The sequence below is a fragment of the Nitrobacter sp. CN101 genome (assembly GCF_055390255.1).
Genome location: NZ_AP038833.1, coordinates 3481168 through 3505438 on the forward strand (window position 1 = coordinate 3481168; position 24271 = coordinate 3505438).

At 56.9% G+C, this 24271-nt stretch carries 22 protein-coding genes and 1 pseudogene; 16 read left to right on the top strand and 7 right to left on the bottom strand.

The genetic code is table 11. From position 1 onward, the window contains the following. Positions 1-16 precede the first annotated feature (16 nt). Together ACZ5IL_RS17460 and ACZ5IL_RS17465 are read right to left on the bottom strand one after the other, a co-directional pair. Positions 17-316, bottom strand: a complete 300-nt coding sequence (locus tag ACZ5IL_RS17460) for a hypothetical protein (RefSeq protein WP_464593436.1) — start codon at positions 314-316, stop codon at positions 17-19. Positions 317-462: 146 nt separating this feature from the next. Beyond that, the gene (locus tag ACZ5IL_RS17465) at positions 463-1398 is read right to left on the bottom strand and encodes a LysR family transcriptional regulator (RefSeq protein WP_464593438.1); all 936 of its coding nucleotides are present in this window, start codon (positions 1396-1398) and stop codon (positions 463-465) included. Between the two features lie 171 nt (positions 1399-1569). Here ACZ5IL_RS17465 and ACZ5IL_RS17470 point away from each other — a divergent pair, with 171 nt between their 5' ends. The 3 genes from ACZ5IL_RS17470 to hemE all read left to right on the top strand — a co-directional run bounded on the left by ACZ5IL_RS17470 (position 1570) and on the right by hemE (position 4093). Next, positions 1570-2268 (top strand): pirin family protein, encoded by a 699-nt coding sequence (locus ACZ5IL_RS17470; protein ID WP_464593440.1) that lies wholly within the window; start codon positions 1570-1572, stop codon positions 2266-2268. Between the two features lie 77 nt (positions 2269-2345). Next, complete coding sequence (wrbA, locus tag ACZ5IL_RS17475) at positions 2346-2945, top strand: NAD(P)H:quinone oxidoreductase (protein ID WP_464593442.1); 600 nt, start codon at positions 2346-2348, stop codon at positions 2943-2945. Between the two features lie 95 nt (positions 2946-3040). Beyond that, complete coding sequence (gene hemE, locus ACZ5IL_RS17480) at positions 3041-4093, top strand: uroporphyrinogen decarboxylase (protein WP_464593444.1); 1053 nt, start codon at positions 3041-3043, stop codon at positions 4091-4093. A 71-nt stretch (positions 4094-4164) separates the two neighbouring features. On the opposite strand, the gene ACZ5IL_RS17485 is transcribed toward hemE, so the two are convergent. Beyond that, entirely contained in the window at positions 4165-4458 is a 294-nt protein-coding gene (locus ACZ5IL_RS17485) for a sulfurtransferase TusA family protein (RefSeq protein ID WP_009799148.1), read from the bottom strand. A gap of 138 nt (positions 4459-4596) precedes the next feature. Here ACZ5IL_RS17485 and mobA point away from each other — a divergent pair, with 138 nt between their 5' ends. Continuing rightward, the gene (mobA, locus tag ACZ5IL_RS17490; protein WP_464593447.1) at positions 4597-5253 is read left to right on the top strand and encodes a molybdenum cofactor guanylyltransferase MobA; all 657 of its coding nucleotides are present in this window, start codon (positions 4597-4599) and stop codon (positions 5251-5253) included. Between the two features lie 28 nt (positions 5254-5281). Here mobA and msrA read toward each other — a convergent pair whose 3' ends face one another. Further along, positions 5282-5821, bottom strand: coding sequence for a peptide-methionine (S)-S-oxide reductase MsrA (msrA, locus tag ACZ5IL_RS17495; RefSeq protein WP_464593449.1), 540 nt, complete (start codon positions 5819-5821; stop codon positions 5282-5284). 411 nt (positions 5822-6232) lie between these two features. Between msrA and ACZ5IL_RS17500 the strand changes: the two genes are divergently transcribed. The 3 genes from ACZ5IL_RS17500 to narH all read left to right on the top strand — a co-directional run bounded on the left by ACZ5IL_RS17500 (position 6233) and on the right by narH (position 9633). Then, positions 6233-6463 (top strand): hypothetical protein, encoded by a 231-nt coding sequence (locus ACZ5IL_RS17500; protein WP_464593451.1) that lies wholly within the window; start codon positions 6233-6235, stop codon positions 6461-6463. A gap of 488 nt (positions 6464-6951) precedes the next feature. Beyond that, the gene (locus tag ACZ5IL_RS17505; protein ID WP_464593453.1) at positions 6952-7707 is read left to right on the top strand and encodes a hypothetical protein; all 756 of its coding nucleotides are present in this window, start codon (positions 6952-6954) and stop codon (positions 7705-7707) included. 384 nt (positions 7708-8091) lie between these two features. Next, the gene (narH, locus tag ACZ5IL_RS17510) at positions 8092-9633 is read left to right on the top strand and encodes a nitrate reductase subunit beta (protein WP_464593455.1); all 1542 of its coding nucleotides are present in this window, start codon (positions 8092-8094) and stop codon (positions 9631-9633) included. 199 nt (positions 9634-9832) lie between these two features. On the opposite strand, the gene ACZ5IL_RS17515 is transcribed toward narH, so the two are convergent. Then, on the bottom strand, positions 9833-10846 hold the full coding sequence (locus ACZ5IL_RS17515) for a GNAT family N-acetyltransferase (protein ID WP_464593457.1): 1014 nt from the start codon (positions 10844-10846) through the stop codon (positions 9833-9835). Between the two features lie 367 nt (positions 10847-11213). Between ACZ5IL_RS17515 and ACZ5IL_RS17520 the strand changes: the two genes are divergently transcribed. Beyond that, positions 11214-12382 (top strand): IS3 family transposase gene (locus ACZ5IL_RS17520; protein WP_464592339.1). Its coding sequence is split into 2 segments (ribosomal slippage): positions 11214-11478 and positions 11478-12382, totalling 1170 coding nucleotides; the frame shifts between segments, so codons are not numbered across the junction. A 34-nt stretch (positions 12383-12416) separates the two neighbouring features. Here ACZ5IL_RS17520 and ACZ5IL_RS17525 read toward each other — a convergent pair. After that, a pseudogene (locus tag ACZ5IL_RS17525) lies at positions 12417-13014 on the bottom strand (TonB-dependent receptor plug domain-containing protein); the annotation flags it as partial. Positions 13015-13462: 448 nt separating this feature from the next. Beyond that, positions 13463-14260: a universal stress protein gene (locus ACZ5IL_RS17530; RefSeq protein WP_464593459.1), complete on the bottom strand. Its 798-nt coding sequence runs from the start codon at positions 14258-14260 to the stop codon at positions 13463-13465. A 325-nt stretch (positions 14261-14585) separates the two neighbouring features. Between ACZ5IL_RS17530 and pabB the strand changes: the two genes are divergently transcribed. The 8 genes from pabB to ACZ5IL_RS17570 all read left to right on the top strand — a co-directional run bounded on the left by pabB (position 14586) and on the right by ACZ5IL_RS17570 (position 24271). Next, positions 14586-16703 carry an aminodeoxychorismate synthase component I gene (gene pabB / locus ACZ5IL_RS17535; RefSeq protein WP_464593461.1) on the top strand — a complete coding sequence of 706 codons (2118 nt, stop codon included), beginning with the start codon at positions 14586-14588 and terminating at the stop codon, positions 16701-16703. Between the two features lie 477 nt (positions 16704-17180). After that, positions 17181-17705: a hypothetical protein gene (locus ACZ5IL_RS17540; protein ID WP_425908603.1), complete on the top strand. Its 525-nt coding sequence runs from the start codon at positions 17181-17183 to the stop codon at positions 17703-17705. An 18-nt stretch (positions 17706-17723) separates the two neighbouring features. After that, on the top strand, positions 17724-19265 hold the full coding sequence (locus tag ACZ5IL_RS17545) for a glycosyltransferase family 2 protein (RefSeq protein ID WP_464593463.1): 1542 nt from the start codon (positions 17724-17726) through the stop codon (positions 19263-19265). Next, complete coding sequence (locus tag ACZ5IL_RS17550) at positions 19262-20575, top strand: glycosyltransferase (RefSeq protein ID WP_464593467.1); 1314 nt, start codon at positions 19262-19264, stop codon at positions 20573-20575. The genes ACZ5IL_RS17545 and ACZ5IL_RS17550 overlap by 4 nt, the downstream gene beginning before the upstream one ends. Positions 20576-20727: 152 nt before the next feature. After that, positions 20728-21825, top strand: a complete 1098-nt coding sequence (locus ACZ5IL_RS17555) for a LicD family protein (protein ID WP_464593469.1) — start codon at positions 20728-20730, stop codon at positions 21823-21825. Further along, positions 21822-22283 carry an adenylyltransferase/cytidyltransferase family protein gene (locus ACZ5IL_RS17560; protein WP_464593471.1) on the top strand — a complete coding sequence of 154 codons (462 nt, stop codon included), beginning with the start codon at positions 21822-21824 and terminating at the stop codon, positions 22281-22283. The genes ACZ5IL_RS17555 and ACZ5IL_RS17560 overlap by 4 nt, the downstream gene beginning before the upstream one ends. Positions 22284-22336: 53 nt before the next feature. Then, on the top strand, positions 22337-23359 hold the full coding sequence (locus ACZ5IL_RS17565) for a hypothetical protein (RefSeq protein WP_464593473.1): 1023 nt from the start codon (positions 22337-22339) through the stop codon (positions 23357-23359). 60 nt (positions 23360-23419) lie between these two features. Then, positions 23420-24271: a PI-PLC domain-containing protein gene (locus ACZ5IL_RS17570; protein ID WP_464593475.1), complete on the top strand. Its 852-nt coding sequence runs from the start codon at positions 23420-23422 to the stop codon at positions 24269-24271.

Here is a 24271-nt window from a genome sequence, read left to right on the forward strand (position 1 = left end):
TCAGCACGGCCAGTGACTATTGGTGACTGCCTGCCTTCACCACACCTCCAGTTGCTCTTGCCGCGATACCATCGCTGGTCGCCTCGGCATTGGACTCGAACACCGCGCGGCACGGCCCAGCGAGCTGAGATTGATTCTGCCGCAGGCAGGCGACAATACGGCCAACGTCGGGAATCTCGCTGCCGCATAACTTGAAGACGTCCGGCGTGCAGGCCATCCTTTGGGCGAACGTGCCGCGATATTCTTCCGCGTGCGCGGCGGCCGCGATGCAGCCCGCCAGAATTCCGGAAAACAGGACAACTCCGTGCCTGAGCATGTGTCACCTCGTCCAATGCTTCACACGCCGAGACCTCCTCAAACCTTTGAGGCGACAGAAAGGTTCGTTTCAGGCAATAAAATGGGGGTAGCGTGACTTTGTCGAATGCGTCCGCGCTCGGTCGCTGCACAGCACTCTCCGCTATGTTATGTCGCGCGACGGGACGCACTTCCCTTGCGTCGTTTTGGACGGGCGAGTTGATCGGCAAGATAATCGACCAACACATCGACACGCGCCGGCCGCGGCCCGCCCGGCGGCATCACCAGATGAACCGCCCCCTCCACCTGCTTCCAGTCCTTCAGGAGGACTTCGACCTTCTTCGCGGCAATGGCATCGCCGACGATGAATTCCGGCAGGTCGGCGATTCCGAGTCCGGCGATGACTGCGGGCAGCAACGCCTCGCCGTTATTGACGCGCAGTTGACCGGATGGCCGCACGGTTGCCTCTTCGCCGCGCGCATTGACGTAGCGCCAGATTCCGGGCGTCGACAGATAGGCGTAGCCGAAGCAGCGATGCTGAGCGAGATGCATCGGATGCGTCGGCCTACCGTGCGCCTTGAGATAGGCCGGCGACGCAACGGTATGACGCGGCATCGGACAGAGCCGCCGCGCTAGCAGTGACGAATCGGGCAAGCTGGCGATCCGCACGCCCAAATCGAACCCCTCCCCGATCAGATCGACCATCGCGTCGCTGAAATGAAGATCCACCGAAACCTCGGGATACATCTCAAGGAAGCCAGGCAGCAGCGGTGCGATCACTTTGACGCCGAACGTCATGGGCGCCGCCAGTCGCACCAGACCGCGCGGCACTGTTGATCGTGCCAGCGCCTCGCTCTCGGCCGCTTCACCATCTGCGAGCAGCCGCGCGGCGCGTTCCGACAGATTCTTGCCGGCATCCGTCAGCGCCAGACGGCGCGATGTCCTGTTGAAAAGGCGGGCGCCGAGCCGCTCTTCAAGCCGACTGACGGCCTTGGAAACCGTCGCTTTCGACAGACCCAGATCGGCCGCCGCACCAACGAAGGACCGCAGCTCGACAACCTTGGCGAAGATCGCCAGCGCCTCGAAATCCGGAAGTCTCGCCATCACGCCGCCCTGCCCACCATGGGTATTTTTTAGAAACAATGAGTTTCAGTAGTTTCTATTTATATACTCATCCGGGAGGCATATTCCAATCCTCGAGCAAGGCCGGTCGGCAGCGCGGCAATGGGAGCCGCAAGGCCCGATGGTCACACGGATAATTGGAAAGGACAGGTCATGATCGAACTCAGACCCTTCAACAAACTCGGCTGCGCCGATCACGGCTGGCTGAAGGCCAAGCACCACTTCTCGTTCGCCAGCTACTATGATCCCAAGAACGTGGGGCACGGCAGCCTGCGCGTATGGAACGACGACGAGATCGAGCCGAACAGCGGATTTCCGCCTCATCCCCACGCCAACATGGAGATCATCACTTACGTTCGCGAAGGTGCGATCACCCATCAGGACAGCATGGGCAACCGGGGCCGCACCGAAGCGGGCGACGTGCAGGTGATGAGCGCGGGCTCCGGCGTACGGCACTCCGAATACAATCTGGAGCCTGTGAAAACCACGCTGTTCCAGATCTGGATCGAGCCAACGAAAGATGGCGGCGAGCCCGCCTGGGGTGCAAAGCCGTTTCCGAAAGGCGATCGCTCAGGCAGCTTGGTCACGCTCGCTAGCGGATTTAAGGCCGACAGCGATGCGTTGCCGATCCGAGCCGATGCGCGCGTGCTGGCCACCACGCTGAAGGCCGGTGAAAGCACAAGCTATCCGGCGGACAGAACACGCAATCTGTATCTCGTCCCCGCGGTGGGCGCGGTCGACGTCAACGGTGTGCGCGTCAACGCCCGCGATGGCGCCGCCATTCGCGACGAAGCGACCGTGAACATCACCGCGCTAGAGGATTCCGAGGTGGTGCTGGTCGACGCGGCTTGAAGCCGTCCACCCAGCGCAGCGAACGCGGATGCGCGGCTTGATCGCCGCGCATCTCCCCTCAAACGCAGAGACCCGAAATGGCAAAAGTTCTCGTTCTTTACTATTCCGCCTATGGGCATATCGAGGCGATGGCAAACGCCGTCGGGGACGGCGCCCGGGAGGCTGGAGCCACCGTCGATGTCAAGCGGGTGCCCGAACTCGTGCCCGAAGCCATTGCGAAGGCAAAACACTTCAAGCTCGATCAGGCCGCGCCGCTGGCGAGGATCGATGACCTCATCAATTATGACGCAATTGTCGTTGGCACCGGTACGCGGTTCGGACGGATGTCATCGCAGATGGCGAGCTTTCTCGATCAGGCTGGCGGCCTGTGGGCCAAGGGCGCGTTGCACGGCAAGGTCGGCGGCGCATTCTCGTCGAGCGCGACCCAGCATGGCGGCCAGGAAACCACGCTGTTCTCGATCATCACCAATCTTCTGCACTTCGGCATGACGATCGTGGGTCTCAATTACGGCTTCGCAGGCCAGATGGGCGTCAAGGAGGTTACTGGTGGCGCGCCCTATGGCGCGACCACCATCGCCGACGGCGATGGCAGCCGCCAGCCGAGCGCGAACGAACTCGCAGGCGCGCGCTATCAAGGCAGGATGATCGCCGAGACGGCTACGAAACTGCATGGCTGAGATCGCCGCAAGCCGAAGGGTTGCGGCTGCCGTGGCCAAGACCCTGCCGGTCGTGTATCAGACCCCGGAAACACAACCCACTCACGGAACGCGCCTTGAACCAGAATTCGACCATCAAGCCATTTCTCGAAGTGCTTTCGGGCCGCCGTCAGGCCGTGCCGCCGATCTGGATGATGCGGCAGGCGGGCCGCTACCTGCCGGAATATCGCGAGCTGCGCGCGAAAGCCGGCGGCTTTCTCGATCTCTGCTTCACGCCGGAATTCGCGGCCGAAGTGACGTTGCAGCCAATCCGCCGCTTCGCATTCGACGCGGCGATCATCTTCTCCGACATTCTCGTCATTCCCTACGCGCTCGGGCGCTCGGTGCGCTTCGAGGTGGGCGAAGGCCCACGGCTCGATCCGCTGGATACGCCGGACAAGGTCGCAGCGCTTTCGCGCGAAGCCGACATGACGAAACTAGAGCCGGTGTTCGAGGCGTTGCGGCGCGTCAAGCGCGAGCTCGATTCAAAAACAGCGCTGATCGGTTTCTGTGGCGCACCGTGGACGGTCGCGACCTACATGGTCGCCGGACAGGGCACGTCCGATCAGGCGCCGGCTAGGATGATGGCCTATCGCCACCCCGACATCTTCGCAAAAATCATCGACGCCATCGTCGATAACTCGATCCGCTATCTGCTCGGCCAACTCAACGCCGGCGCGGATGCGCTGCAAATTTTCGACACCTGGGCGGGGGTGCTGCCGCCGCGCGAATTCGCGCGCTGGTCGATCGAACCCACCAAACGAATTGTCGCAGGGGTACGCAAGCAAGTTCCGGACGCAAAAATTATCGGATTTCCCCGCGGCGCAGGCGCCCTATTGCCATCCTATATCGAGACGACCGGCGTCGACGCTGTCAGCATCGACTGGGCCGCAGAGCCGTCATTGATCCGGGACAAGGTCCAAAGCCGCGTCGCCGTTCAGGGCAATCTCGATCCGTTGGCGCTGATCGCCGGTGGTGCGGCGCTCGATCGCGCGGTCGATGACGTACTGACGAATTTTGCCGCTGGTCGGCTGATTTTCAACCTCGGCCACGGCATTCAACCGGAAACGCCCATCCCGCATGTCGAACAGATGATCCGTCGGGTGCGCGGGAGCGACGGGCGCCAATAGATCTTTGCCAATGTTCGTCGCGGGCCGAACCGTATGGCCCGTCGGCTGTGGGCTAGGCGACCGAATGGCCGTCACTTAGTATAGGGGCACAAGGACCGCAGCGACAACGATCCGAAGCGGTCCTCCAGCGAGGAGGACGCTCCCGCTTTTTTGATGAGGAAAACGATCCGTCTTTCCGCACGTTCGGTGATTTCCACGGAATCGCCGGTCTCCCGGATCAGGTTCGGAATATCGATCACCGACAGCGGGTCAGTGCAATGCACCTCCAGCCGTTCACCAGGCGTCAACGATTTCAACGCCTTACGGGTTTTGAGCGCCGGCATCGGGCACTTCAGCCCGGTCAGATCGAGTTTCGATATCAGCATGGGGCAAACATGGCGAATCCCGATGCGACCGTCAACCGGGGGACTGCACGTCCGTCTTACATTGGCTCCAATCCTGTTCCGATTCGGGGGGTGTGTTCCGGCTGATCACGTCCTATTGTCATGCGCACCGGATGTCCCATGACCAGTACCGACGCAGCCTCTCCCTTAGATTTTCCGCCGACTCCCGCTGTCATTCTCGCCGGCGGGCTTGCGCGGCGCATCGGGGGCGGCGACAAGCCGATGCGCGAAATCGGCGGACAGACCATCCTGAACCGCGTCATCGCGCGATTAGCACCCCAATGCTGCGGTCTCATCCTCAACGCCAATGGCAATCCCGCTCGGTTTGCGGCGTTCGGCCTGCCAGTGGTCGCCGATAGCGTGGCGGATTTTCCCGGGCCGCTTGCCGGAATCCTTGCCGCTCTCGACTGGGCAGCGGGGCAGCGATCGGGCATCCAATGGATCGTGAGCACCCCGGGCGATTGCCCATTCCTGCCACGCGATCTGGTGGCTCGGCTACATAACGCGCGGGGCGAACAGGATGCCGAACTTGCGGTCGCCGTTTCGGACGAGCGGGCGCATCCGGTGATCGGACTGTGGAATGTGAGGCTGCGCGACGAACTGCGTCAGGCGCTGACATCCGAAGGCGTCAGAAAGGTCGATCGCTGGACCGCACGCTACCGGCTTGCCGCGGTTTCATGGCCGACCGCGCCGTTCGATCCGTTCTTCAATATCAATACCACCGACGATCTTGCCGAAGCCGAGCGGCTCGTGGCGCTGGACGCCACCGCCGCATGAGACCGCCGCAAGCCGAACGTTTTCACCCTCAGCGGTCTCCGCCGGCCATAGCCTGACCTGTCTCCTGCCTGCGCGGCAGCTTCCAGTTCGGCCGGATGAAATGGCAGGTGTAGCCGTTCGGAAAACGCTCCAGATAATCCTGATGCTCGGCCTCGGCTTCCCAGAACGGTCCGGCCGGCTCAACCTCGGTGACAACATAGCCAGGCCAAAGACCGGACGCATCGACATCGGCGATGGTTTCTTCCGCGATCCGCTTCTGCTCGTCGCTCGTGTAGAAGATGGCCGAACGGTAGCTCGCGCCCTGATCGTAACCCTGACGATCCTCCGTGCTGGGATCATGAATCTGGAAAAAGAACTCCAGCAGCTGCCGATAGCTGATCGCTTTCGGATCGAAGTTTATTTCGATAGCCTCGGCATGATCGCCGTGGTTGCGATATGTGGCATTCGGCACGTCGCCACCAGTGTAGCCGACCCGGGTCGAAATCACGCCGGGATACCGCCGCAACAAAGCCTGCATACCCCAGAAGCAGCCGCCGGCAAGGACCGCGCGTTCCGTGGAAACCGTCATACCCGTCCCTCTCCCTGCTACTCCTGGTATCGTCCCGAAACTCTATCCGGGGTACGCATCCTTTCAAATCCGAAACTCGCCTCACGGCACAGCCTTCCGTAGCAAACTTCGGATTCGAAACATTGGCTGGTATCATCAACCGCCACCCACGTTACACCTGATCTGGATATGGGGCAGCCGGCGATCAAGCCGGTTTCAGGCCGGTCTTGCAAGTCAACACGGAAGGCGGGAGGACTTAAAGCCACCGCAAGGCGCACCACAAAACGGCGGCGGACGGACTATCCTGCCCATCGCATATTCAGGCTATCCTCGCAACCCGGATTCCCCAGTTGCATCACAGCACAGTACCGAGCTATTCGGAGAGTCCTCGAGACCTATTATTTGAGCCTTCAAATCAAGATGAGGACTGGGATGCCGATCAAGCTGGACGACACGAAGTTTGCCTTGGACGATCACGCCCCTTTGGGGAAGCTGTGGGGCAGACTGTTAATCGAGGTCGTGGATACCGAAACCGACATCAGACAGACCGTGCACCTCGAGGTTCTTCTCGAGAACGGCGAAAGAATCAACTTTCTCCAGTATGAAAAACTCGCCCGTCAAGAAGCCAAGAAGCTGCTCAATCAGGTCGCAGAGCAACTGTAATCCCCAGCGTCCGTTGAACGGATAATCTCCGCTTTCAAGCGCGCCGGGCCAGCGTTTCGTTCTGTATACCCGGGCGAGGTCTTTCATAATCGGCCTCGACGGAGTTCCTTGCTTGTGCATCGCCCAATACTTGCCAAGTTTGGGCGATGTCACACGTACCCGAGTCTCGTGACGAAAGGGCAGGTCTCGAGGAACGTTTTTTCCGTTTCCTCCTTTGCGCGTGGCCGAGACGCGTCCGGACGATCTGTACGGTTCGCTGCAAGCGCGCTGCAGCATGGTCCGCGGTCGGTTCCAGCATCTGCCCGTGATGGTGTTCGTCCATATCCGACCGCAGGTTCCGCTTTCAATCCGCATCGTCCCAGGATCGATTTGGTCCATGCCGGAAAATTGATTGGCATTGATGGTGACTGCGCGAGAAAGTGCAGGAACTATAATGTGTCGTCGATGTTAAGGCCGCAAATGTGTGATGCGAATTTGAGGAGCCTTTCATGTGCGATTACAGCCTGCATCACGTCTCATCGCGGCCTGCCCAAGTAGCTGACAAGCTGGTTACAATGGAGCTTGCGCGATCAAAGGCGCGTGGCTTTGCCGCCGTTGGCGAACTCGGAACCAAGCTTGTTGTTCACGATGACGCGCCTCAGGTAGCGGTCTGCCTACTTCCCGGAACGGAACTCGCTTTTGACGCTGCCGTCGAACATGATCGCGCTTTCAGTCCTAAAGTTTTGGGCGTGAGAATTTTTGGCAAGGTCCGCGTGAACTACAAGGTCGCCAGCTTTCGACAGGTCGACTTGGATGATCCGTACGTTCAACATGACGCCCTGGAATTCCCCAACGGGCAGGTTGTAAAGATCGACCGCCTGATAGCCGGTCAAACCGCCACGGTCCTACAACTGCCGGCCGTCTCACCGCGCAGCGACAACGACCATGAGCATGCTCACGCCAGACCTGTTGTCCCCTCGCATATGACCCGTCTCGTTTTGAACCGGGCGCCGCAGGAGTTTGGAGTGACGTCGATCCTGGTGCCCAACCAGGGCATGGCGACGTTATGGGACGCTTTCCGCAGCACGGCTATCAATCTCCAGCTCGTGTTGGCGCAAGCACTCCGGCGTGCGACTGCTCGTAAGCCTGATCTTGCGGAATTGCCTGAAGCGGGCCTCCATAGCAGCATGCCCGTGGTGACGTTACCGCAGAAACTCGCAAATCCGATGTCGGACATGAAGACCAAAGTTAAGTCTGCTGCTTAGCTGTCTTCTGCTTAGTCCACGTCAAGTAGCCGGACTGAGGCGCGGACGAAGTCTTCGTGGTGAGCCTGCGCCCCGAAGATATTCATGTAGCGAGGAATTGCAGGAGACTGCAGCGAAGCGATCGTCGTTCGCGCGGCAACAACAACGCAAGAGCAAGCCCGTCGCCCTGCTGGCCATACGGGAATATAGGGGCCGGGAATAGGGACGCATCTCGCGGCGAGATACGCCCCACTAGGAGTTTCGCACTAGCAGTCGCGAAGACGAGACACGCAAGCACGGAATAAGAACCACAAGCACGATCCAAAGCCAGTAAGCACAAACCGATACAAACCGATAACGCTGGGGGACAACGAGAACGAGCCATAGGACCGAAGGAGTACAGACATGGACATCCGAGCTCAAGTTTCGATGGTCTTTCACTTGGACAAGTGCATCGGTTGCCATACCTGCAGCATCGCGTGCAAGAACATTTGGACCGATCGCAAGGGCACCGAGTACATGTACTGGAACAACGTGGAGACCAAGCCGGGTACGGGTTACCCGACACGTTGGGAAGACCAGACCAAGTATCGCGGCGGCTGGGTGGTTGACGGTCAGAGGCAGAAGAGCCTTCGGCTGCGGCTGCAGGGCAAGTGGGGAACGCTGACCAACATCTTCTACAACCCCTATCTGCCGACGCTCGACGATTATTTCGAGCCCTGGACCTACGATTACCAGAACCTGATCAGCGCACCTTTGGCTGACGAGCAGCCGACTGCGCGGGCGATTTCGATGGTGACCGGCAAGTACATGGACACGATCGAGGCGGGACCGAACTGGGACGACGACCTCGGCGGTTCGCAGGTCTACGCGAACAACGATCCGAACCTTGACGCCGCCTCCGATGAGGAGATGCGTCAGATCAACGAGATCAACAGCACGGTCTTTTTCTATCTGCCGCGCATCTGCAATCACTGCCTCAATCCGGGCTGCGTTGCGGCGTGTCCGCAAGGCGCGCTCTACAAGCGCGGCGAGGACGGCGTTGTGCTGGTCAGCCAGGAGCGCTGCCGAGCTTGGCGTATGTGCGTGTCCGGCTGCCCCTACAAGAAGACCTATTTCAACTGGTCGACGGGCAAGGCCGAGAAGTGCATCCTGTGCTATCCGCGTCTGGAGAGCGGCCAGCCGCCGGCGTGCTTCCACTCCTGCGTGGGACGCATCCGGTATATCGGCCTCGTGCTTTACGATGCGGACGCGATCGAAGAGACGGCTAAGTCGCCGCAGGATCAGCTGGTGATGGCACAGCGCAACATCATCAAGGATCCGTTTGATCCGGAGATCATCGCGGCTGCAAGGGCCAACGGGATTCCCAGTGCGAAGATCACTGCGGCACAACAGTCGCCGGTCTACCAGTTCGTCAAGAAGTGGGGTATCGCGCTGCCGCTGCATCCGGAGTTCCGCACGTTGCCGATGCTGTTCTATGTGCCGCCGCTGGGGCCGGTTCTGGCCAAGGTGGAGAACGGCGTGTACGACAACATTGCTCACGAAGCGCGGCTGGGACCGTTGATGAGCTCGCTCGAACGATCACGCGTATCGCTCCGCTATATGGCGAGCTTGCTGGCGGGCGGTAATGAGGACATCATCCGCGGCGTCTACAAGAAGCTGGTGGCGGTGCGCGTCTACATGCGTTCGAGGAAGGTCAAGGACATTCCGGACGAGGAGGTGCAGCGGGCGCTGGCGGAAGGCAAGACCACCGCGGCGGAGGTCGAGGCGATCTGGCGGCTCACCTCGATGCCGACCTTCGAGGAACGCTTTGTGGTTCCACCGATGGAGCGTGAGACGGCGGTTGATGCTCTGTTCCCGCAGCTCGATCCGGTCTCTCACAACTATCCGATCCGCAAGGGTGCGGTCGGCGTCGGCTTCCACACCGATCCGGCAAGAGGACCATAGGCCCTCTTCCCGCACGGCAAGGCGCGAGACGGTTCCGGGTTATGTAGTCGGAACCGCCTCGCGGAAGTCGCCCAGGCACAGCACGTGCACTGTTTATGATCTTTGCTTATGATTTCTGTTGAGCGTGTGTGAACGCACGTGACGGTTGGTTCGCGCAGTAGCGTCCATCGGCACACAGGTGGATATCATTCACCATGAGTCAGTGAACTCTGAACGACGCATCACCCTCACCGCCTGCAACACCGACTCCGTAACTGGTCATGAGTGCTTTGCGCGCGTCTTCAATACGTCCAGCCTTGAACAAGACGTTCGCCAGCTTGCTGAAAATGTCCGGCACGCCCGGTTGTAGCCGAATCACCTCACGATACGCATTGGCGGCGTCGAGGTATTGACCCATGGCTTCGCAGGATTGCCCAAGCAAAAGCCACGGCTTGTAGGTATCAGTTCTCATCCGGGTGAGAAGCTTGAACACACGTTTTGCCGCTACGTGATCGCTCTTTCCTGCAAGAAGCTGACCGTAACGATGGAGCGTGTTTTCGTTTCGCGGATCGGTCTCCAGAATTTGACGATATGCGCGTGTTGCTTGATCGATCTTGCCTTCTTGATGAAGATCTGTCGCTTTCTTCAATGCGTCTGGGAGAGTCCGCACATCAAGTCTCCCGCCCAGATTGGAGCCGCTTCGCGTCGCGACAACGTAGCAATGAAGCCGTTGCTCCTTGACGCCGAATGAATATTTGTAGCGTTCGTTTCCACGAAGAAAATCGTAACGCTTCATTCCACAGGAAATGGCATAGCGAATGCTATGGCCGTGCAGGATAAGCCCAGGCTGCGGACCTGCAAAACTTTCGTCTCGTCCTGTTATGTAAAACAGAAGCGATTTTTTTTGCTCGTCCATCAGGATCGCGAGAGCGGCAAGGGGACGCTCGCCAAGCCAAAGCCTAGGCAGCAAGAGTAGCCCGCGTTCAAAGCTGCGCGAAAGCATGCCACGATGCCCACGGACAAGACTATCCGTAAGCTTGCCTTTTCTGGGTCGCCATTTGGTTTCCGAAAAACGAAGAAGCGTATTCAGGTCGGCCGCCACCGTTTCCTTGGTCGCGTGAGTAATGCGATATTCGCTATTGGTATCGGCCGCACGCAACAAGCGGCGCAACTTCTGCCGCGTGTTGGAGCTGATGGTTTCAAGATACGCGTCCCAGTCTTCCGGCAAGTCCACATATGGACAAATCGAGTTGTCGACCTGATCCGTCTTGTTGACGCGATCCGTCTGACTGATTGTGAACTTTGATTGAGAGAAGCAGGAACGAGTTTGCTGAACCGAACATCCGAACCGCAGAAATTATCGAGAACAAGATCGGCCCAGTTCATACGCTTGATTTGCTGCGCAAACGCAACAATCGCATCGGCCTCGGACTCGGGAATCGAAATAATCCCAGTGTAGTCTGCGGCGTGGCTACCAGCCATTCTAAGATCGTTGAACAGACGCCCTGTGGCGTCGATTCTCGTATCAAGCCGAAGTGGTCTGCCCCCTGAAAAGTGGTCCTCCCTGAATTAGGCTATTAGCCGTTAGAGAGGACATTGGAATGCCCCAGAAGAAGCACAAGGCGGAAGAGATCGTCGCGAAGCTGCGCCAGGTCGATGTTTTGCTTTCACAAGGCAGATCGGTTGGCGAAGCGGTTCGTTCGATCGGCGTGACGCAGTTCACGTATTACCGGTGGCGCAAGGAGTTTGGTGGCCTGAAGGGCGATCAGGTAAAGCGCTTGAAAGAGCTTGAGAAAGAGAACGACCGGCTGCGCAAGGCAGTGTCGGACCTGACGCTCGAGAAGCTGATCCTGAAAGAGGCTGCCTCGGGAAACTTCTGAGCCCTTCCCGCCGTCGCCGCTGCGTCGACCATGTCATGGTGAAGTTCTCCGTCTCGGAGCGCTTTGCCTGCAAGGTTCTGGGCCAGCATCGCTCGACCCAGCGCAAGAAGCCGCAAAGCCGACCGGATGAAGAGGCATTGACGACCGACATCATCAGTCTGGCCTTACGCTACGGCCGCTATGGCTATCGCAGGATCACGGCGATGCTGCGGTCCGAGGGTTGGACGGTGAATGCCAAGCGTGTCGAGCGTATCTGGCGGCGGGAGGGGCTGAAGGTTCCTCAGAAACAACCGAAGAGAGGCAGACTCTGGCTGAATGACGGATCGTGCGTCCGGCTTCGGCCCGAGCATCCAAACCATGTTTGGTCCTATGACTTCGTCGAGGGCCGGACCCACAATGGCAGGAAGTTCCGCATGCTCAACATCATCGACGAGTTCACCAGAGAATGTCTGGCGATCCGGATTGATCGCAAGCTCAACTCGACCGACGTCATCGACGTCTTGTCGGACCTGTTCATCCTACGCGGCGTGCCCGGCCACGTTCGTTCTGATAACGGGCCGGAGTTCATCGCCAAGGCAGTGCGAGAGTGGATTGCAGCTGTCGGCGCCAAGACCGCGTTCATCGAGCCCGGAAGCCCTTGGGAGAACGGCTACTGCGAGAGCTTCAACTCGAAGCTTCGCGACGAACTGCTCAACAGTGAGATCTTCTACAGCCTCGCCGAGGCCAAGGTCATCATCGAGGCATGGCGGCGCTACTACAACACCGAGCGACCACACTCATCGCTCGGATATAAACCGCCGGCGCCAGAGGCCATCGCCTGGCCTTCAAAGCCAGCCGGATCGCTTCCGCCAGCAGCGCAAGCAATGGCCGAAAAGCCGATTATGCATTAAGACTGAAACCGGACCACCTCATAGGGGCAGGCCAGACGCGCTCGACGAAGTTGGCCCTCGTGGAGTAGTATGGTGCGATTCCGAAGAGTCCGTTCAGGCCGTAATCGCCGCTGTCATAGTAAAAGCCGCGGATAAAAAGACCATCGGCGCCGCCGCCGGCCGGTTGAATAGCCCTGACCGAAGGATCGTTAGCCAGCACATCGCGAATCGTCCGCGCTTGCTGATTCTCCATGAGTTCAGCAGTATAGCTCGTCTGATTGAACGGCGTGTCCATCACGCTGCGGTTGCCGAGCATTCCAAGGCTTGCGCCTGTTGCAACCTGGCCACCGGCGTAGACGGGCGGCACGGTGCCGACCGTACCAGTTGAAGGCACCACGTAAGGGACAGGCGCCGTCTCGCGCGGCGCGGGTGGCGGCCACCCGTCTCTGGACGGGACTGGCTGTTCGGGTTCGTGACCGCTTGGCCGACTGTTGTGCTTTCGGCTTGGGTGCGACAATCGTCACAGGCGGCAAGTTGGACTGCTGCGCGCGCGCGGCTTGAATGACGCCGGACGAATCCACAGAGACGACGAAATAGCTCACCGCCCCCAGCGACGCTATGCTCACGATCGTCTTGGCTGAGAGCTCTCGCATGGTCCCCGTCCCCCTATTCGCTAAGCAATCCGAACCCCAGCGGGCTCGTAACATGAGAAATGATTCTGACGAAAGGATCGGGAACTAGAAACTATCAAAAGTTGTGAGAGGCCTTCTACTACTTCCACTTTGGTGCGCGTGCAGATTCACGATTCGGAATTGCTCCTGCTCGACACAACTAGACGCATTTTAGATTGCGACTGCAGACGAGAAGTCACTTCGGCGTACGAGCGCAGGACGAGAATTGGGCGGATTGAATGACCATTCGAAAATGGACCATCGCAAATGCAAGGGGCACCCCGCAGGGTGCCCCTTTTTTGCATAAGCTTGTTAACGGGAGGTCCTCAATCACATCCTGCAGGCAAGCCTTCGCGCCGCAGGATTAAAGCCAGTTTAGCGGACTGGTGATTGAGGGCCAACCGCAAGTCTCAAGGTATCCGATCCCACTTTAGTGCGACATGAAAACGGGAACGGTCATCGCCGAGAGCATTCCGCGCGTCACGCCACCGAACACAAATTCACGCAGGCGAGAGTGTCCATAGCCGCCCATCACGAGCAAGCTCGTCGAACCGCCAGCAACATACGACAAAATGGCATTCGCGACGTCCCTATCGGCTGCCGGTATCGTTTTCACGTTGACCTTGATATCGTGTCGAGCGAGATGCTGGCCGATTTCAGTTCCTCGAAGTACCTGCTTATTCGCGGTCTTTTCATCTTCAACAATAAGCAGCTCAACAGCGTTGGCTTTTTTCAGAAACGGCAACGCATCGTTGATGGCACGCGCCGCGGTGCGACTTCCATCCCAACAGCACACAACCTTCTCAAGCTTCAGAACTTCCCGCTGGTTGCTGGGAACGATAATAAGCGGCCGGCCGGAATCAAAGAGCGTCGTTTCAATTAGAATGCTGTTATTGATGCCCTTGTGATCATCGGATTGCATGACGATACTTAAATCAAAACACCGCGCCACTTCTGAAAACGTCTGAGGTGTTCCTAAAACGAGACGCGATTCAGTTGAGAGTTCGCCGCGTTTCATAGCCAGTTCAAAACGCTCTATTGCACCGCGCGCCTCTGCTTCACTCTCGGCAAATATATCGCCAAGAGCATCCGCGGGAATGTTCGCTTCGAAGTTAGATATAACGGCCGTCAAATGGGCGGAGAAAAGTTCGGCTACCGAAGCAGCAAAATCACGGGCGATATCCCGCGAGGGATCGCGCTCCAGATGAAGAATCATGTCTTTAGGCATAGAATTCGCTCTCCAATCTGAACCACCCCCCGCAGAATTATGATATCGAGCATCAAAGCAAGGTCAAAGCTTCAAACCTTCGAAGGTTTTTGCGCGATGCCTGGCGCCCTATCGAAAGCATGATCGATCTTCCCGAGACGAGATATGGTTTATCGTCCCGACGGAAGCAAAATAAGCATATAAGAGGTTCGTATGGCACACCGCCAGTAGCGGCGAGACTTCGCGGAAAATAAATGTATCGTTTCTAACCTTCCTGCGATCATTTTGGATCGATCAATCCTCGCCGGCCCTCCGTGCGGGAACCAGTGCATGCCGAGGTCATGTGGTGAGGACGCTGATAATCGACAACTACGATTCGTTTACCTACAACCTGGTGCACTTGATCGCAGAGATAAACCAGGAAGAACCCCTGGTCGTCCGCAACGATGCGATGACATGGCACGAACTCTCGCAAAGACGATTCGATAATATCATTATCTCGCCAGGCCCGGGGCGGCCCGACCGGACGGCGGATTTCGGCTTATCCAAGGCTGCGATCGAAGCGGCCGCCGTTCCCTTGCTTGGCGTATGTTTGGGACATCAGGGCATTGCCGTCGCGTCTGGCGCATCGTTGGCGCGGGCTCCATCTCTCGTCCACGGCCGCACATCCAGAATCGTGCACCGGGGGTCCGACCTCTTCGCGGACATGCCACCATTGTTCAATGCGGCCCGCTATCATTCTTTTGTGGTCCAGCGTCCTCTCCCGTCCACTCTTGAGGAAATTGCTTGGACCGAAGATGGCCTCGTCATGAGCATCGCTCGTCGGGGGCGGCCGCAATGGGGCGTTCAATTTCATCCGGAATCGTTTCTCACAGAAGACGGCCGGGTCTTGCTACGAAATTTTCGCGACCTTTCCTTTCGTTTCATGGGAAAAACCTCAACGCCACCGCCCGCAAGGCCGGACAAGCGGCGTACGACGGTGCCTACTGCCACGTCTCGCAAAGCATTCTGGCTCGAAATCTCGCGCGCGATTGACACCGAAGCGGTGTTCTGTTCGCTCTTTGCCGATCAGCCCTTTGCCTTTTGGCTCGACAGCAATCTTGCGGGGTCGCCGCTGTCACAATGGTCGTATATGGGAGATGCATCGGGGCCACATGCGGAAACGGTGCAGTATAACAGCATCGACCGAACGATCCTTATCGACGATGCTCGCGGGCGCCGAACCGAGAACGTCGATATATTCGAGTATCTTCAAAGGGAGCATCCGAGCCGGCCGCAATCGCCGCCGCCATGTCCTTTCGTCGGCGGTCATGTCGGGTGGTTTGGTTACGAGCTGCGACATGATTGCGGCTCGCCGACCACGCGGCGGGCTGCAACACCCGACGCCTTGTGGATCCGTTCCGACAGGTTCATCGCCGTAAATCATCTCGACGAAAAAACCTACATATGTGCGATCGATAGCCCCGGGGAAGCCGACCGCGCGCAGCATTGGATTCGTTCCGCACTTAAGCGGATCGAATCGGCGAACCGCCCGCCCCTGAATTTCCCTGACGTGATCGACCGGAGTCCGCTCGCGTTCGCCATGAAGAATGGAAGAGCGAGCTATCTCTCCAAGGTCGCCCGCTGTCTCGATTTGATCGCGCAAGGAGAGACTTATCAGGTCTGTTTGACCAGCGAGCTTTCCTGCACCGCCACAGTTGAGCCACTGCGAGTTTATCGCGCAATGCGAGGCGTCAATCCCGCGCCGTTTGCTGCGTTTCTCAAATGGCCCGGCGGAGCAGTCCTGAGCGCCTCGCCTGAGCGATTTCTTGCCGTCGATGCAGACGGCAACATCGAAGCAAAGCCGATCAAAGGAACGATCCGGCGCGCCGCCGATCCGATTGAAGACAAGAAGCTGGTCGAAATGCTGCGGACCGATCAGAAAAACCGGGCAGAGAACGGGATGATCGTCGACCTCTTGCGTCACGATCTGTCCCGCTGTTGTGAGACCGGCACCGTATCGGTGCCAAGTTTGTTTGACGTCGAAACATATCAGACCGTCCACCAGCTGGTCAGTACGATACGCGGCGTTCTGAAACCGGAGCATACGCTCATTGACGTGCTGCGCAGCGGCGCATTTCCGGGCGGATCGATGACCGGAGCGCCCAAATCCCGCACTCTTGAGCTCATCGATCAGTTGGAGCAGCGCGCCCGAGGTATCTATTCTGGCTCACTCGGCTGGCTGGGTGATGATGGCGCTGCTGATCTGAGTATCGTGATCCGATCCATCGTGCTGACAGATGGACGGTTCTCTATCGGTGCGGGAGGCGGAGTAGTTGCGGAATCCACCCCCGAGGGAGAATTTGAGGAAATGCTCTTGAAGGCCGAAGCTTCGATCCGATCAATCGTCATCGCCACATTTGGAAGCTTCAGCAAAGATCAATTTCGTCTGCTGGATTCCAGCGAAAGCACAGCGCAAGGCTGAGCACATCTGACGATCGCACATGCCACGGAAAAGCTGGTGTGCACCCGCTGGCCTTGCCTTCGTGGCCGGAATTTTCCGGCTGCGAAGATATCCTTCGCCGGCGGCATGACATGGACGAGGACCGCGGCGGCTCGACAGGGATAGCGTCTTTTATCCACACGCCTCACCTTGTCCACTGTGCTCGGCTGACGGCCTGAGACCTTTGATGGCGAGGCGTCATGAGTAGCAGTGAGGAGGTCCATCGAGGTTCGGATTGTAATCAAAGCACTTCTATTTTGTGAATCAAAGCACTTCTATTTTGTGAACGGAAACGCAGCTTGTGTGAACTATCGATGACAGCAGTTTAACAACACACCGAATTTCATCATCACCAACATTGGGAAAGCGCATCAGGAGTCGAGCCTTGAGATTTGCTTTCGTGATCTGCGCGGACACCGCGGCGCACATGTTGAGGAATTGCAATGAGGACGGGTTCGAATGGTGAATATCCCGCATCCCCGGGTCGCCTTTGGTGATTTGCCTGATCAGTTCAATACCGACGCAGACGAGGTCAGGCTCCCTCGGAAGACGCTGGCCGGTCTTCTTGATTTGTACATCTCCTCCTGGGATTTCGACGAAGATTGGTATCTCACAACTTACCCTGACATCGCGGCCGCTGTCAGCAGCACCCGGTTTGCATCGGGGTGGGCACACTTCAGATCGGTAGGATACCTTGAGGGGCGTCTCGGTTCTCCGACGATTGTAGACAGCGAATGGTATCTTGAGACCTATCCCGACGTTGCTCAAGCAATGCTTGAAGGCAAGATAGCCAGCGCTGCGGAGCACTTCGAAAACTTCGGATACGCAGAAGGCAGGCTGCCGTCCAACCCTGGCGTAGATGCACGGTGGTACGCCCGCCGCTACATGCACGTTCGCAAGCTCAATGAAGAGGAGAAACACGCGCACGACGACTTCGTCACGCGCGGCTACCGCGGGTTGGCGCTACCCGCTCCGCCCCGCTAAGCTTTTTGAGGGATGAACATGTTAGAAGCGCCGCTGCTTCCTGTAGCTCTTCGCAATTTTGACGAATCTCGATATCTGGAATCCAATCCACACGCGCGCCACGCGTTAACATCGGGCGAAGCCGCCAGCGCGCTCGATCACTATCTGCGATTCGGCATCGACGAGAACAAGCATTCTACTATCCGCCGCGAGCCGGGCGCTGTGGCATGCTCGGTCGAACGATACTTGGTCTCAGAGTCAGGGTTCTGCCTAATCATCGGCTGGCTCGCGGATGAAGGCTGTGAAACTCCGCGAATGAAGCTGATCGGGGGCGATTTCACTGTCGAGTTACCGCGAACCGCATGTTTTAGGCAAGCCCGGAAAGACGTCGAGCAACACATCCGCGAGGGCGCCTACGACTATGGGTTTGTTGGGTTCGGTCAGTCTCCCTCGAAGTCTCTTTTGAAGCAGCCACTTCTGTTTCAGGTGGCCTCCCTGACTGGGACGTTCCAGACAAAAATTACTCCAGATATCGTGTCAGACAAGCGTCTTCTAAATACGTTGTTGCAGATCATCGCTACCTGTGAATCTCATTCTGGAAAACAAGCGTCTCTGAATAGCTTTCTATGCGGAGCTTCGGGAACAGCTCTCATTCAGCTGTTTCGCTCTCATGTCGCATCCGCCGTGTCTAACTCTTACGTTGAGCGATTCAGGCCGCGCAAGGTATCAAGCTCATTTGTGACGGTGCTCTTTGGCTCGACCGAGCCGATTAAGCTTCAGCCGATGTTATTCCGGGAAGCGGGGATCGATTTCGGCGAATGGATCTACGTCTGCAACTCGCCCGAGGACGCGGACGAGGTGTTGCGGTACGCGCGCCTCATGTCGGACCTTTATGACGTGATGATCACTGTCATTGCTTTGGGAGATAACGCAGGCTTTGGCGCCGCAAACAATGCAGCCATCGATCACGCCGCAAGCAACCGCATCTTCATTATCAATCCCGATGTATATGCAATCCCCGCTTATGCACGCCAGATGAAGCAAGTTCTGGCGGATACCAAGCTGGGAAAGACGCTCTGGGGCGGATTGTTGTTCTATGACGATCACAATCTCATGCATTCAGGCATGTTCATCGATAAAGATGAGTTCGTCCGACGCAATTCTCTGAACCGCACCGACGACTCGGTGCTGGCACCATACGGACGCCTGCTGCGAGTCGAACATTTTGACAAGGGCGTGCCATTTTCCGAACCAGAATGGCAGAAGCCCAGGGCTGTACCCGCGATAACCGGCGCCGTAATGGCTTTTGAAAAGCCAATGTTTGAAAAGCTTGGAGGATTTTCTACGCGCTACATTTATGGCCACTACGAAGACGCCGACCTATCACTGCGTTGGAACGCTTCGAACGGGCCTGTTTGCGTACACCCGCAAATCCGCCTTGTGCATTTGGAAGGACAGGGTTCGCGCGCTCGCGGCGAAGAATATCGCGGCGCCTCCATGGCGAACCGCTACTTCTTCACCGCCGAACATGGCGCTTACTTCGACAAGCATCTCGCTAAGACAAGCAGGCGGACGCCATGAAAATTGTCTACGTTAGCTATCTTCATCCTTCAATAGCGCCGGGTGGCGCTCAGCAGGTGGCATACGAGATGTTTCAGGCTAGCCTGAAGCGAGGACACGATGCCTATTTTATCGCAGCGCTCGAAGCCAATCACGATCAGATCTACGGCAAACCCGGCGCCCCCATCGTCCCTGTCCAGGGCGAAGAACGGCAGTACTTTTATTTCCCGCAGTACTACGATTTCCTCCACCTTTCAGTTGGAGATTGGCGCTCGATCCAGTTCTTTCGTGAATTGATCGAGCGGATCAAACCAGACGTCATCCACTTCCATCACTACCACCGCGTCGGCGTGGAATCGATTCGTGCGGCCAGGATTGCGGCGCCTGACGCAGTCATCTGTTTTACGTTCCATGAGATGATGGCGATATGCATGGCGGATGGCCAGATGGTGAAGAGAGGCTCACGCGATCTCTGTCGATCGGCCTCTCCTGTTTCGTGCAACAAATGTTTCCCGGACCTTCGCCCCGAGTTTGTGACGCTGCGAGCCGCTCGTCTGAAGGCCGCTCTCGGGGAATGTGACGTTTTTGTTTTTCCATCCGAGTTCATCGCCGAACGATACGTTGAGTGGGGGCTACCTCAGGAGAAGTGCGTCGTCATACCAAATGGCCAAACAAACCTTGGTACGACATTCGACCGCAGTCAGCATTCGCGGCAGGTCAATCGCTTTGGCTTTTTCGGACAATTCATCGACAACAAGGGCGTAGACGTCATATTTGATGCCCTTCTGTTGCTTGGTAGAGAGCAGCGGCTTCCGGCACAAGGCATCGTCGTCGAAATAAATGGCGGCAATAAGCACTACGCATCCAGTGCCTATCTGGATCGGATCAATCAGCAGGTCGAAGAACTCCGCAAGTCCCAGTTCGGCAGGATCACCGTGCGTGAGAATGGAGCCTATGGTCGTGATCAGTTGGCCGAAAGGATGGCATCGGTTGACTGGGTGATCGTTCCGTCGACGTGGTGGGAGATCTTTGGTCTCGTTGTCTCTGAAGCGTGGATGTTCGGCCGGCCGGTCATCGCTTCCGCAATCGCGGGTCTGAAGGAACGAGTGATCCCGCAAAAGAACGGGTTTACTTTCTTGCCACGTGACGGCCGGTCCCTGGCAGGTCTCATGTCGAATCTGGTCGGAAACGAGCAGCAATGGATCGCAACAAACCGATCCATTGAACAGCCCTGGAGCGAAGACGAAATGCTGGACGCTCACCTGAGCCTTTGGAAGGAATTCTCACCTACTGTTTACGATCGTCGGCAGTCTGAGGCGGTGGCGGTCTAAGGCACGGAGGGACGGATCATTTCTTTCCATGAGCAAGTTTCAAACCGAAAGCAAGGCATCCGGTTCATGTCCGCAGCCATCGGCCTTTGCGACTCTCAGCAACACCTAAAGCATAAGATCGTCCTGGCGAGTATGAGTAAGCGAGTTCACACGTGAATCTAGCCGCACCTCTATTCAATAGTTCGCTTCCGGCAATCCGAACTTCGATCGCTGGGATATCCAATGCGAAATACGAACAGCTGACCGACGGTTCCAAGGAGATCTACAAACAGGTCCTGCGCATCTTCGAACGCCATAAGCTCGAATACTTCTTGTTCGCTGGCGCAATCGTCGGATACGTCCGAAATGGTCGTATGCCCCCGTGGAATGATGATCTGGATGTTATCATTTTCGAAGATCAGATTAAGATTTTCGAAGACAGGATCCTGCCGCTACTGCGAGAATGCGGCTACGCTTGCTGGCCGGTGGCAGCGCCCTATGCCGGCGGAGGGTACCACATCCTGGCATTACAGCAGGACGCAAACTCCCGTAATGCCTCCATCGAACTCGCAGACGGAATACAGGTCGTAGTGCCATGGGCGCAGATAGACGTATTCTACACAAGCGTTGATGAAGCGGGCTTTATAAGAAACCTGTCAAACTGGGGCATGTACCATACAAAGGAAGTTCCCGAAGCATGGGTGAGGCCGGGCACCTTTGTCCACTTGGATTCCTTTCGCGCTCGTGTCTTTAGCAACTACGAGGATGACATCTGGCACGAGTACGGGAACGTGGCCAAAAATATCGTTGTTCATTCCCACGATAAAGTCGCGCTCAAGTTGATGGGGTCCGACTGGGAGAAGTTCGAATTTGACTATGATGCTTTACTGTCTACGAGTGTAAGAGGCATACCACCGAGTTTGAGCCGAACGCGGCTTGCTGAATTTGTACCGGGTGCGGGCCAGCGGATTGAAGCGTCAGCTGACGCAAACTTCGACACCATTGCGAAGATGGTCTGCGAAGGTGGGTTTAGCGAAGTCACCCTGACCGGGGCTGACCAAAGCTTCTGGGTCTTGGATTTGAAACGTTTATTTCCAAGCGTAAAATTGGATGTTTTGATCAGTACTGAGAAGGAGGCGAAACGGGCGGTTCACCTGCGGCGATTCATCGATAGTGTAAAATGTTCCGATCCGGCAGTTCGTAAGATCTACGAGGATTGTCTGCTCGCCACCGATGCCACTTTCAACTCAAAGAGGGGTGATTCGACATGACCAACGTAATCACCTACGGAACCTTTGATTTGTTTCACGTGGGCCACGTTCGCCTGCTGCAGCGCCTGCGAAGCCTTGGAGACCGCTTGATCGTTGGATGTTCCACCGACGAATTCAACGATATCAAAGGGAAGAAATCTGTAATCCGCTACAACGAACGCGCAGAGATCCTTTCAAGCTGCAAGTATGTCGATCTGGTGATACCCGAAATGACATGGGAGCAAAAATGCAGCGATATCCAAAAGCACGACGTCAGAATATTCGCCATGGGCGACGATTGGGTTGGAAAATTCGATCATCTGTCTGCGGAAACCGGCTGCATCGTGACCTATGTGAGTCGAACATCGAATATTTCTACGACCGATATTAAAGGCTATTTGCGAAAGATTGATAACGATACGATCGCGTCGATGAAGAACAAGATCGATCATCTGCGTGCGCAACTGGAGAAGTATTAAGCGTTCCAACCTGGGCCAAGTGCTTGGACCCGTCCCGATCGTCGGATACGGAAATGAGAAAGCAGCGGCTTTTCGTTCGCTCAACAATTTCAGTTCTCTTACTGCTGTTCTCAGGAGCCTTTGGCATCCTATCAGCAACCGAGATCTGGATCGCGCCTCAAGCTTCCGTCCCTCCCTCTCCCCTCAATCGCGCAGTTGATTTTCTGGATATGTTCAAATCTGACGCCCCTTGGCGGAAGACGGCTCAGGTCATAAGCGTTTTCAAGCTCTACGGCTCGTATCTCGAACATGCCCCTCAGGATCAAGTGAACCTGATCGTGGAGAATCTCAGTAGTCGTCATATTTCGATCGCGGTTGAAGCGGGAGTAATGAACACCCCGGTGGCGAAGCCGGCATGTGGGGGACCTGGGGTAGAAGGTTACTCGACGATCTCCCGTGCGAAGTTGATTTCAGAAAAAGTCAAGAAGGCAGGAGGCTCGATCGCGTATGTCGCAATGGATGAACCACTCTGGTTCGGGCGCTATTACAAAGGGCTTCCCGGTAAGAAACCCGGATGCCGGCTCTCGGTAGAGGGGGTCATCGATCTCGTGATGCCCGTGCTTCGGGTCTATCGCGACGAATTCCCGACGGTGATGATCGGAGATATCGAACCGAGCGGCGTCGCATATCAGCCGGAATGGGAAAGTGAGACGCGACGATGGTTTCGCGGGCTTCGCGAACGTCTGGGATCACGTATCTCGTTCATGCAGTTGGACGTACCGTTTTCCGCCGGCTCACAACAGGTAGCCGCTGCGCTACGTTTTTATGATCAGCTGGAGGCCTTGCGTGCAGAGAACTTGGTAGGAGCTGTCGGCATAATTTATAACGGACTACCGACTGACCGCACCAACAGAGAGTGGATCGACAACGCGAAGAGCCATATCAAATTTTTCGAGGACGACCATAAGCTTCGCCCCCAACAGGCGATCATTCAATCGTGGGCACCGCGTCCAACACATGCTTTGCCGGAGACGAATCCGGAGAGCCTCACGAATCTGGCTCTATACTACGCCTGCCAGCTTCGTGGCCGTAAATGAAGGCTTCTCGCGCGCTCATAGTCAATCAAACGTGGCGGAAGTAATCAAAGGCAGTTGGTGATGGCAGGAAAGACGATCATCCACGGCGGAGGCCAGATAGACGGATATACACAAACGAATTCGATCGAAGCAGTCCTTGCTTCGCTCGCGTCTGGCGAGAGGCAGATCGAGCTCGATTGCGTCAAGTTGGCTGACGGCTTCGCATTGGCTCACGACGAAGCTGAAAGGAGATTCTACGGGGTAGAAAAGAAGTTCGCATCAATAACTCAGGATGAATTTCAGCGCCTGCGGGTGTTCGAAAGATTCAATCCTGTTACGTTCGATATGGTCGAACGACTGTTAGAAATTCTACCAGACACAAAGATAATCATCGACGCGAAGTTTCCGGATTTTCAGTTTCCCGATTTTTTGCAATTTTTGACAAACTGCCACGGATCTCTTCTGGACCGGCTATACTATCAGGTCTATCGACGTGAATGGGTTGATTTTTGTCGCCCGTTCGGAATCCGAAAGGTCGTGATAGCTTTGTGGAAGCACTACGACTCGGATCCCTACTCAGACGAGGCCTATGACTTCGCTCGCTATGCCGCATCAGAGTTGGATGCGCTCGGAATAAGTGTCAGATGGAAAATTCCTGGCAAGCAAGTCGAAAATCTTCACCGTGAGGGTATGACGCGCCTGACAAGTTTGGCCGACGTATACTTCCACGGCCAGGACATCTCTCTGTGTCGTGAGAAAGAACTGCTGGATGCAGGAGTCAATTTTTTCAGTTCATATTCGCTTGGCGCGTTACCGGACAGGTTCAATGCAAAATCTTACAAGAAGAAGCATGCCGATCTGGCACATTTGAGTGACATAGGTGCGGGTTGCCACTACCTGGAATTTGGCGTTCGGGAAGGCAGAGCAATTTAA

What these genes read in the sequence shown, in the direction of transcription:
- ACZ5IL_RS17460 (WP_464593436.1), bottom strand. Translation starts at nt 316, where the DNA reads ATGCTCAGGCACGGAGTTGTCCTGTTTTCCGGAATTCTGGCGGGCTGC.
- ACZ5IL_RS17465 (WP_464593438.1), bottom strand. Translation starts at nt 1,398, where the DNA reads ATGGCGAGACTTCCGGATTTCGAGGCGCTGGCGATCTTCGCCAAGGTT.
- ACZ5IL_RS17470 (WP_464593440.1), top strand. Translation starts at nt 1,570, where the DNA reads ATGATCGAACTCAGACCCTTCAACAAACTCGGCTGCGCCGATCACGGC.
- wrbA (WP_464593442.1), top strand. Translation starts at nt 2,346, where the DNA reads ATGGCAAAAGTTCTCGTTCTTTACTATTCCGCCTATGGGCATATCGAG.
- ACZ5IL_RS17485 (WP_009799148.1), bottom strand. Translation starts at nt 4,458, where the DNA reads ATGCTGATATCGAAACTCGATCTGACCGGGCTGAAGTGCCCGATGCCG.
- mobA (WP_464593447.1), top strand. Translation starts at nt 4,597, where the DNA reads ATGACCAGTACCGACGCAGCCTCTCCCTTAGATTTTCCGCCGACTCCC.
- msrA (WP_464593449.1), bottom strand. Translation starts at nt 5,821, where the DNA reads ATGACGGTTTCCACGGAACGCGCGGTCCTTGCCGGCGGCTGCTTCTGG.
- ACZ5IL_RS17500 (WP_464593451.1), top strand. Translation starts at nt 6,233, where the DNA reads ATGCCGATCAAGCTGGACGACACGAAGTTTGCCTTGGACGATCACGCC.
- ACZ5IL_RS17505 (WP_464593453.1), top strand. Translation starts at nt 6,952, where the DNA reads ATGTGCGATTACAGCCTGCATCACGTCTCATCGCGGCCTGCCCAAGTA.
- narH (WP_464593455.1), top strand. Translation starts at nt 8,092, where the DNA reads ATGGACATCCGAGCTCAAGTTTCGATGGTCTTTCACTTGGACAAGTGC.
- ACZ5IL_RS17530 (WP_464593459.1), bottom strand. Translation starts at nt 14,260, where the DNA reads ATGCCTAAAGACATGATTCTTCATCTGGAGCGCGATCCCTCGCGGGAT.
- ACZ5IL_RS17540 (WP_425908603.1), top strand. Translation starts at nt 17,181, where the DNA reads ATGGTGAATATCCCGCATCCCCGGGTCGCCTTTGGTGATTTGCCTGAT.
- ACZ5IL_RS17545 (WP_464593463.1), top strand. Translation starts at nt 17,724, where the DNA reads ATGTTAGAAGCGCCGCTGCTTCCTGTAGCTCTTCGCAATTTTGACGAA.
- ACZ5IL_RS17550 (WP_464593467.1), top strand. Translation starts at nt 19,262, where the DNA reads ATGAAAATTGTCTACGTTAGCTATCTTCATCCTTCAATAGCGCCGGGT.
- ACZ5IL_RS17560 (WP_464593471.1), top strand. Translation starts at nt 21,822, where the DNA reads ATGACCAACGTAATCACCTACGGAACCTTTGATTTGTTTCACGTGGGC.
- ACZ5IL_RS17565 (WP_464593473.1), top strand. Translation starts at nt 22,337, where the DNA reads ATGAGAAAGCAGCGGCTTTTCGTTCGCTCAACAATTTCAGTTCTCTTA.
- ACZ5IL_RS17570 (WP_464593475.1), top strand. Translation starts at nt 23,420, where the DNA reads ATGGCAGGAAAGACGATCATCCACGGCGGAGGCCAGATAGACGGATAT.